We start from the raw sequence: 8207 nt of genomic DNA, 5'->3' as shown, positions 1-8207 counted from the left end.
CGACAACGTTGAAATGTCAGTAGAATTAATCCACCCAATCGCAATGGACCCAGGTCTACGTTTTGCGATCCGTGAAGGTGGTCGTACTGTAGGTGCTGGTGTTGTTGCGAAAGTAACTGCATAAGCATAATATAGTGACGGATTACGTCTCAAGTTGAGGGCTTTGGCTCTCAACTTGCATTATAGGTCAGTAGTTCAATTGGTAGAGCGTCGGTCTCCAAAACCGAATGTTGGGGGTTCGAGTCCCTCCTGACCTGCCATATTTTGAAATAAAAAGCTTGATGCTGGCTTAGTTGTTCATATAATAAGTCGCGAGTTCTACGACGAGTACAAAAATGTCGAATGATAAATCGCGTGACGCATTGAGCGACGCGCCAATTCCTCAAAGAAATAATTCTGCTGAAGTTGTTCGTTCTGGTTCGCCTTTAGATATTGTTCTATGGGTGATTGCAATTGCATTCTTGCTTTTAGCTACTATGGTGAATCAGTATTTACCAGCGTATTGGGCGCCTGCAAATAATATTTGGGTGCGCGTTGGGGCAATTTTTGCTTGTATCGTTGTGGCTTTAGGTTTATTATACGCCACCCATCAAGGTAAAGGCTTCGTTCGTTTGCTAAAAGATGCACGAGTCGAATTGCGTCGAGTAACTTGGCCAACAAAACAAGAAACAGTCACTACATCGTGGCAGGTTCTATTGGTTGTAGTTGTTGCATCATTGGTTTTATGGTGCTTTGACTATGGTTTGGGTTGGTTAATTAAGTTGATTATCGGGTAAAAGAGCTATGAAACGTTGGTACATTATTCATGCCTACTCTGGCTATGAAAAACAAGTGTTGCGTTCGCTTACAGAACGAATCCAGCGTAGCGCTGTTGCTGATAGCTTTGGTGATGTCCTTGTTCCTACCGAAGAAGTGGTAGAAATGAAGGATGGTAAGAAACGTAAATCTGAGCGTAAATTCTTTCCTGGCTATGTGTTAGTCGAAATGGAAATGAATGATGATACTTGGCATATCGTTAAAGAATGTCCAAAGGTTCTAGGTTTTATTGGTGGTACACCTGAAAAACCAGCACCAATCACTCAGCGCGAAGCAGATGCGATTCTTGCGCGTGTACGTAATACAGGTGAAGCACCACGTCCTAAGACGATGTTTGAGCCTGGTGAAGAATTACTTGTTATTGACGGTCCATTCACAGACTTTAAAGGTGTGGTGGAAGAAGTTCAATACGAAAAGTCACGTTTAACGTTGACGATTAATGTATTTAATCGACCAACTCAGGTTGAACTCGAATTTCGCCAAGTCGAAAAAACGATTTAATCTTAATTGGTTGAAAAGCGCCCGATTTTATCGGGCATTGTTGTTGTAACAGTAGTGTTGCGTAAAGATTGGGGAGCCTAGCGGCGTTCGTACCCAGAGGTATTTTAAAATGGCTAAGAAGATTGACGGCTATATCAAGCTGCAAGTTCCAGCTGGTAAAGCAAATCCATCTCCACCAATTGGTCCTGCATTAGGTCAACGTGGTGTAAACATCATGGCATTCTGTAAAGAATTCAATGCTGCTACACAAAAAGTTGAACCAGGTCTTCCAATTCCTGTAGTGATTACTGTGTACAACGACAAGTCGTTCACATTCATCATGAAAACTCCTCCAGCTTCTATTCTTCTTAAGAAAGCTGCTGGTATCCAAAAGGGTTCATCTGTACCAAACAAAACTAAAGTTGGTAAGTTGACTCGTGCTCAGTTAGAAGAAATTGCGACTACTAAAGAACCAGATTTAACTGGTGCTGATTTAGACGCACGTGTACGTACCATTGCTGGTTCTGCGCGTTCTATGGGCTTGGAAGTGGAGCTATAAGACATGGCAAAGTTAACTAAACGTCAAAAAGCCATTGCTGCTGCTGTTGAAGCAAACAAAGTTTACACTTTGGAAGAAGCAGTGCAAGTTCTTAACAGCCTACCTGCTGCAAAGTTCAAAGAATCTTTGGATGTAGCTGTAAATCTTGGAGTAGACCCACGTAAATCTGATCAGGTTGTTCGTGGTGCGACTACATTACCTGCTGGTACTGGTAAAACTGTACGTGTAGCTGTGTTTGCTCAAGGCGCGCAAGCAGAAGCTGCTAAAGAAGCTGGTGCAGACATCGTAGGTTTTGATGACCTTGCTGAAAGCATTCAAGGTGGAAACCTTGACTTTGATGTTGTAATCGCTGCTCCTGACGCTATGCGTGTTGTTGGTAAGCTCGGTACAATTCTTGGTCCACGTGGTTTAATGCCAAACCCTAAAGTTGGTACTGTAACTCCTGATGTAGCGAATGCTGTTAAAAACGCTAAATCTGGTCAGGCTCGTTACCGTGTAGACAAAGCGGGTATTATCCATGCTGCGATCGGTCAATTAGGCTTTGAAGCTGCTGCTATCCGTCAAAACGTTGAAACCTTAGTTGCTGACTTGAAAAAGTTAAAACCTGCAACTTCTAAAGGTGTATACATCAAAAAGATCACTTTGAGCTCAACTATGGGTCCTGGTCTTACTGTTGATGTAAGCAACGTTTCTAACTAAGTTTGAAACTTAGTCAAGAATTTTAAAGTCCTGATTGAGGGCAGAGTATAAAAATTATAGGTTTTTATACTCATTCAAAGTATTGCTTTGTTTCCTCACTCATCAGGCGGACTTTGAATTGATAAATGTAAATTTATCAGCGTCAAAGACCACAGGCGAAGAGACTTCTTTTGAATATCTTCTTAATAACCCAGCCTGCGTAGACGCGGTGGTGTGATTTATTCCTCCTCCGCGTGCAAGTCAAATCCTTATTGACTTGCGAATTGGGAGTGTACTTTTTTGAGTACATAAATCACCGTTAGGAGGTTTTACAATGGCTCTTCTTATTGAAAGCAAAAAACAGATCGTTGCTGAAGTGGCTCAAACTGCTTCTACAGCGTTCGCTGCCGTTGTTGCTGACTATCAAGGTTTAACCGTTGAGCAGTTAACTACTCTTCGTGTTGAAGCTCGTAAACTAGGTGTTGCTACACGCGTTGTACGTAACACTTTGGCTAAACGTGCTCTTCAAGATACGCAATTTGCAATCTTGAATGACAACCTTGTTGGCCCAACAATCTTAGCATTCTCAACTTCTGAAGACGATATGGGTGCAGCTGCACGCTTGTTTGAAGAATTTGCTAAAACTAACAAAGCATTTGAATTAAAAGCTGCTGCATTTGACGGCAAACTTTATCAAGGTGCTGATGTTAGCGTTATCGCAAACCTTCCAAACCAAGAAAAAGCGCTTACTATGCTCGCATCTGTTCTTCAAGCTCCTATTTCGAAATTGGGTCGCTTACTTACAGCGCTTCAAGAGAAAAACGAGTCAGAAGCTGCTTAAGCTTAAATCTACTTCCACACCATTCAATACCCATTTGGAGTTAATCTCATGGCTTTAACAAACGAAGAAATCCTAAACGCAGTTGCTGGAAAAACTGTTCTTGAACTTGTTGAACTTATTTCTGCTTTTGAAGAAAAATTCAACGTATCTGCTGCTGCTGTAGCTGTAGCTGCTGCTCCTGCTGCTGCTGCTGCTGAAGAACAAACTGAATTCAACGTTGAGTTGACTTCTTTTGGTGCTAACAAAGTAGCTGTAATTAAAGCAGTTCGTGAAGCAACTGGCCTTGGTCTTAAAGAAGCTAAAGACCTAGTTGAAGGTGCTCCACAAGTTCTTAAAGAAGGCGTTTCTAAAGAAGAAGGCGAAGAACTTAAGAAGAAACTTGAAGAAGCTGGTGCTACAGTTACACTTAAGTAATTGTAAAAGGAGTCGGTTTTTAAATCGGCTCCATAAAATGGCTGATGGCTCTTGGGTCATCAGCCTTTTTGCGTTACAATAATCGGCTCGATTTTTGTTTGTTCTGTACAATAACTGTTATATTTCAGAAGAATCAAAGTAATTTCAAATGCTTACCAATATTTTTCTTTTTCAAAAATATTGTTAAGCGTTTTAATACCACTAAAAATTGCAGCATTTGTAAACAGTGGTGGCCATATCGGCCTGTGTAATTCCTTCTGAGCCCGTTCTGCAGGCGGGCTTGGTTTACTTTCCGAGGACTCCAGATGGCATACTCATATACCGAAAAGAAACGGATCCGTAAGAATTTTGGTAAATTGCCCCAAGTAATGGAAGCACCGTACTTACTTTCGATTCAGGTCGATTCGTATAGAACGTTCTTGCAAGGTGGCAAATCTCCAAAAAACCGCGAAGATATCGGTCTCCAAGCCGCATTTCGTTCAGTTTTTCCTATAGAAAGTTATTCTGGCAATGCTGCTTTAGAATTTGTTGAGTATAGCCTTGGTAAGCCTGAGTTTGATGTGCGTGAATGTATTTTACGTGGTTCGACTTATGCAGCACCAATGCGCGTAAAAATTCGTTTGATTATTAAAGATCGCGAAACTAAATCTATTAAAGACGTACGTGAACAAGAAGTCTACATGGGTGAAATGCCACTCATGACAGACAATGGTACCTTTGTTATCAATGGTACTGAGCGTGTAATTGTATCTCAATTACATCGTTCACCTGGTGTGTTCTTCGATCACGATAAAGGCAAAACACATTCAAGTGGTAAAGTACTTTATTCTGCACGTATTATTCCTTACCGTGGTTCATGGTTAGATTTCGAATTTGATGCTAAAGATTTAGTTTATGTACGTATTGACCGTCGTCGTAAATTATTAGCAACTGTTGTGTTGCGTGCATTGGGTTATAACAATGAACAAATCTTGAATTTGTTCTATGAGAAAGTGCCTGTATATCTTGATATGGGTAGCTATCAAATTGACCTCGTTCCAGATCGTCTGCGTGGCGAAATGGCGCAATTTGATATTGCTGACAATGACGGTAAAATCATTGTTGAACAAGGTAAACGTATTAATGCACGTCACGTACGTCAAATGGAAGCTTCTGGTTTAGCTAAGCTATCAGTTCCTGATGAGTACTTGTATGAGCGTATCACTGCTGAAGATATTACTTTACGTAATGGTGATGTGATTGCTGCAAATACATTGTTAAGCCATGAAGTTATGGTGAAACTGGCAGAAGGCGGCGTTAAACAATTCAATATCTTGTTTACGAACGATATTGACCGTGGTTCATTTGTTGCTGATTCATTACGTGCTGACACAACATCTGGTCGTGAAGAAGCATTAGTTGAAATCTATAAAGTAATGCGTCCAGGCGAGCCACCAACAAAAGAAGCTGCTGAAAACTTATTTAACAACTTATTCTTCTCTTCTGAACGTTATGACTTATCTCCAGTAGGTCGTATGAAGTTCAACCGTCGTTTGGGTCGCCCATACGAAGTTGGTACTGATCAGAAGTCACGTGAAGTAGAAGGTATTTTATCGCACGAAGATATCATCGATGTATTACGTACATTAGTTGAAATCCGTAACGGTAAAGGTGAAGTCGACGATATCGATCACTTGGGTAACCGTCGTGTACGTTCTGTTGGTGAAATGACTGAAAACCAATTCCGTGTTGGTTTAGTTCGTGTTGAACGTGCTGTTAAAGAACGTTTAAGCCAAGCAGAAACAGATAATTTGTCTCCACAAGATCTCATTAACGCAAAACCAGTTGCAGCTGCAATCAAAGAATTCTTTGGTTCAAGCCAATTGTCTCAGTTTATGGATCAAAACAACCCATTATCTGAAATTACACATAAACGTCGTGTTTCAGCGCTTGGACCTGGTGGTTTAACGCGTGAACGTGCGGGCTTTGAAGTACGTGACGTACATCAAACTCACTATGGTCGTGTATGTCCAATTGAAACGCCTGAAGGTCCAAACATTGGTTTGATCAACTCGCTTTCTGTATATGCAAAAGCGAATGACTTCGGTTTCTTGGAAACACCATACCGTAGAGTAGTAGATGGTCGTGTAACTGATGCAGTTGAATATTTATCTGCTATTGAAGAAGTGGGTACTGTTATTGCACAGGCCGACTCTGCTGTAGATAAAGATGGCAACTTAACAGAAGAATTCGTTTCTGTTCGTCATCAAGGTGAATTCGTACGTATGCCACCTGAAAAAGTGACGCATATGGATGTATCTGCACAGCAGGTTGTATCTGTAGCTGCATCGCTTATTCCATTCCTTGAACACGATGACGCGAACCGTGCATTAATGGGTTCAAACATGCAACGTCAGGCAGTTCCTACTCTACGTGCGGATAAACCGCTTGTAGGTACAGGTATGGAAGCGAACGTAGCACGTGACTCTGGTGTATGTGTGATCGCAAACCGTGGTGGTGCGATTGAATATGTAGATGCTTCTCGTATCGTTATTCGTGTAAACGAAGATGAAATGATTGCAGGTGAGGCTGGTGTAGATATTTACAACCTCATTAAATATACACGTTCTAACCAAAACACTTGTATTAACCAAAATATTATCGTGAATTTGGGCGACAAAGTTGCTCGCGGTGACATTTTGGCAGACGGTCCGTCAACAGATATGGGTGAGCTTGCGCTTGGTCAAAACATGCGTGTAGCGTTCATGACGTGGAATGGTTACAACTACGAAGACTCGATCTTATTATCTGAGCGTGTACTTCAAGAAGACCGTTTAACTTCTATTCATATTCAAGAATTATCATGTGTAGCGCGTGATACTAAGTTAGGTGCAGAAGAAATTACTGCCGATATTCCTAACGTAGGTGAAGCTGCACTTTCTAAACTTGATGAATCAGGTATCGTTTATATCGGTGCTGAAGTTACTGCTGGTGACATCCTTGTTGGTAAAGTAACGCCTAAAGGTGAAACTCAGTTAACTCCTGAAGAAAAATTGCTTCGTGCAATCTTTGGTGAGAAAGCAGCCGACGTTAAAGACTCATCTTTACGTGTTCCATCTGGTACTAAAGGTACAGTTATCGATGTTCAAGTCTTCACTCGTGATGGCTTAGAGAAAGATGACCGTGCGTTAGCAATTGAAAAAGCACAGCTTGACTCTTACCGTAAAGACTTGAAAGAAGAATACAAGATCTTTGAAGAAGCAGCACGTGAGCGTGTAATTCGTTTGCTTAAAGGCCAAGAATCTAACGGTGGTGGTTCGACTAAACGTGGCGACAAACTTGTTGAAGATATGTTGTCTGGTTTAGAGCTTGTTGACTTACTTGAAATCCAACCTACAGACGAAGCAATTGCTGAACGTTTATCTCAAATTCAAGTGTTCTTGAAAGAGAAGAGTGCAGAAATTGATGAGAAGTTTGCAGAGAAGAAACGTAAGCTTTCAACTGGTGATGAGTTAACAACAGGCGTTCTGAAAGTTGTTAAAGTTTACCTAGCAGTTAAACGTCGTATTCAGCCTGGTGATAAAATGGCTGGTCGTCACGGTAACAAAGGTGTTGTATCTAACATTTTACCTGTTGAAGACATGCCACACGATGCGAACGGTGTACCGGTAGATATCGTATTGAACCCATTGGGTGTACCATCTCGTATGAACGTGGGTCAGATTCTTGAGACTCACTTGGGTATGGCGGCTAAAGGGCTTGGCGATAAAATCGAAAAAATGTTGAAAGAACAGCGTACAGTTTTAGAACTTCGCGAATTCTTAGACAAGATTTATAACAAAGTTGGTGGCGAGCAAGAAGATCTTGATAGCTTAACTGATGCTGAAGTTTTAGCTCTTTCTGGCAACTTACGTGCTGGTGTGCCTTTAGCTACTCCTGTATTTGATGGTGCTGAAGAAAGCCAAATTAAAGACTTACTTGAATTAGCTGACATTTCACGTACTGGTCAAACAGTATTGTTTGATGGTCGTACGGGTGAACAGTTTGATCGTCCTGTAACTGTAGGTTACATGTACATGCTCAAATTGAACCACTTGGTTGATGACAAAATGCATGCGCGTTCAACTGGTTCTTACTCACTTGTTACACAACAACCGCTTGGTGGTAAAGCACAGTTCGGTGGTCAGCGTTTCGGTGAGATGGAGGTCTGGGCACTTGAAGCTTACGGCGCAGCATATACTCTTCAAGAGATGTTAACTGTTAAGTCGGATGACGTTGAAGGTCGTACACGCATCTATAAGAATATTGTAGATGGTAACCATTATATGGATCCGGGTATGCCTGAATCGTTCAACGTATTGACCAAAGAGATCCGTTCTTTAGGTATCAACATTGAACTGAAAAATGGTGACTAAGTCGTAAGACTCACGATTTTTTAGG

General features: G+C 41.3%; 8 protein-coding genes and 1 tRNA gene. All 9 read left to right on the top strand.

Annotated features, from left to right (window positions below; genetic code table 11):
• On the top strand, positions 1–124 hold a 124-nt coding region (locus tag ACS604_RS11225), incomplete at its 5' end, for an EF-Tu C-terminal domain-related protein (RefSeq protein WP_075861485.1).
• Between the two features lie 60 nt (positions 125–184).
• Positions 185–260, top strand: a tRNA-Trp gene (locus ACS604_RS11220).
• 75 nt (positions 261–335) lie between these two features.
• The gene (gene secE, locus ACS604_RS11215; RefSeq protein WP_004795106.1) at positions 336–776 is read left to right on the top strand and encodes a preprotein translocase subunit SecE; all 441 of its coding nucleotides are present in this window, start codon (positions 336–338) and stop codon (positions 774–776) included.
• A 7-nt stretch (positions 777–783) separates the two neighbouring features.
• Positions 784–1317: a transcription termination/antitermination protein NusG gene (gene nusG / locus ACS604_RS11210; RefSeq protein WP_003654499.1), complete on the top strand. Its 534-nt coding sequence runs from the start codon at positions 784–786 to the stop codon at positions 1315–1317.
• A 109-nt stretch (positions 1318–1426) separates the two neighbouring features.
• The gene (gene rplK, locus ACS604_RS11205; protein WP_001074682.1) at positions 1427–1855 is read left to right on the top strand and encodes a 50S ribosomal protein L11; all 429 of its coding nucleotides are present in this window, start codon (positions 1427–1429) and stop codon (positions 1853–1855) included.
• A 3-nt stretch (positions 1856–1858) separates the two neighbouring features.
• Complete coding sequence (gene rplA / locus ACS604_RS11200) at positions 1859–2554, top strand: 50S ribosomal protein L1 (RefSeq protein WP_004795104.1); 696 nt, start codon at positions 1859–1861, stop codon at positions 2552–2554.
• 313 nt (positions 2555–2867) lie between these two features.
• Positions 2868–3374, top strand: a complete 507-nt coding sequence (gene rplJ / locus ACS604_RS11195; RefSeq protein ID WP_004699170.1) for a 50S ribosomal protein L10 — start codon at positions 2868–2870, stop codon at positions 3372–3374.
• A gap of 48 nt (positions 3375–3422) precedes the next feature.
• Entirely contained in the window at positions 3423–3788 is a 366-nt protein-coding gene (rplL, locus tag ACS604_RS11190) for a 50S ribosomal protein L7/L12 (protein WP_474771800.1), read from the top strand.
• Positions 3789–4093: 305 nt separating this feature from the next.
• On the top strand, positions 4094–8182 hold the full coding sequence (gene rpoB / locus ACS604_RS11185; RefSeq protein WP_004795100.1) for a DNA-directed RNA polymerase subunit beta: 4089 nt from the start codon (positions 4094–4096) through the stop codon (positions 8180–8182).
• Positions 8183–8207: the final 25 nt, after the last annotated feature.

Source organism: Acinetobacter sp. Li1LvA2, from assembly GCF_056156705.1.
Note: the sequence above shows the minus strand (reverse complement) of the source record. Positions and strands in the feature narration are given on the sequence as shown.

What these genes read in the sequence shown, in the direction of transcription:
- rplL (WP_474771800.1), top strand. Translation starts at nt 3,423, where the DNA reads ATGGCTTTAACAAACGAAGAAATCCTAAACGCAGTTGCTGGAAAAACT.
- rpoB (WP_004795100.1), top strand. Translation starts at nt 4,094, where the DNA reads ATGGCATACTCATATACCGAAAAGAAACGGATCCGTAAGAATTTTGGT.
- rplA (WP_004795104.1), top strand. Translation starts at nt 1,859, where the DNA reads ATGGCAAAGTTAACTAAACGTCAAAAAGCCATTGCTGCTGCTGTTGAA.
- rplJ (WP_004699170.1), top strand. Translation starts at nt 2,868, where the DNA reads ATGGCTCTTCTTATTGAAAGCAAAAAACAGATCGTTGCTGAAGTGGCT.
- nusG (WP_003654499.1), top strand. Translation starts at nt 784, where the DNA reads ATGAAACGTTGGTACATTATTCATGCCTACTCTGGCTATGAAAAACAA.
- secE (WP_004795106.1), top strand. Translation starts at nt 336, where the DNA reads ATGTCGAATGATAAATCGCGTGACGCATTGAGCGACGCGCCAATTCCT.
- rplK (WP_001074682.1), top strand. Translation starts at nt 1,427, where the DNA reads ATGGCTAAGAAGATTGACGGCTATATCAAGCTGCAAGTTCCAGCTGGT.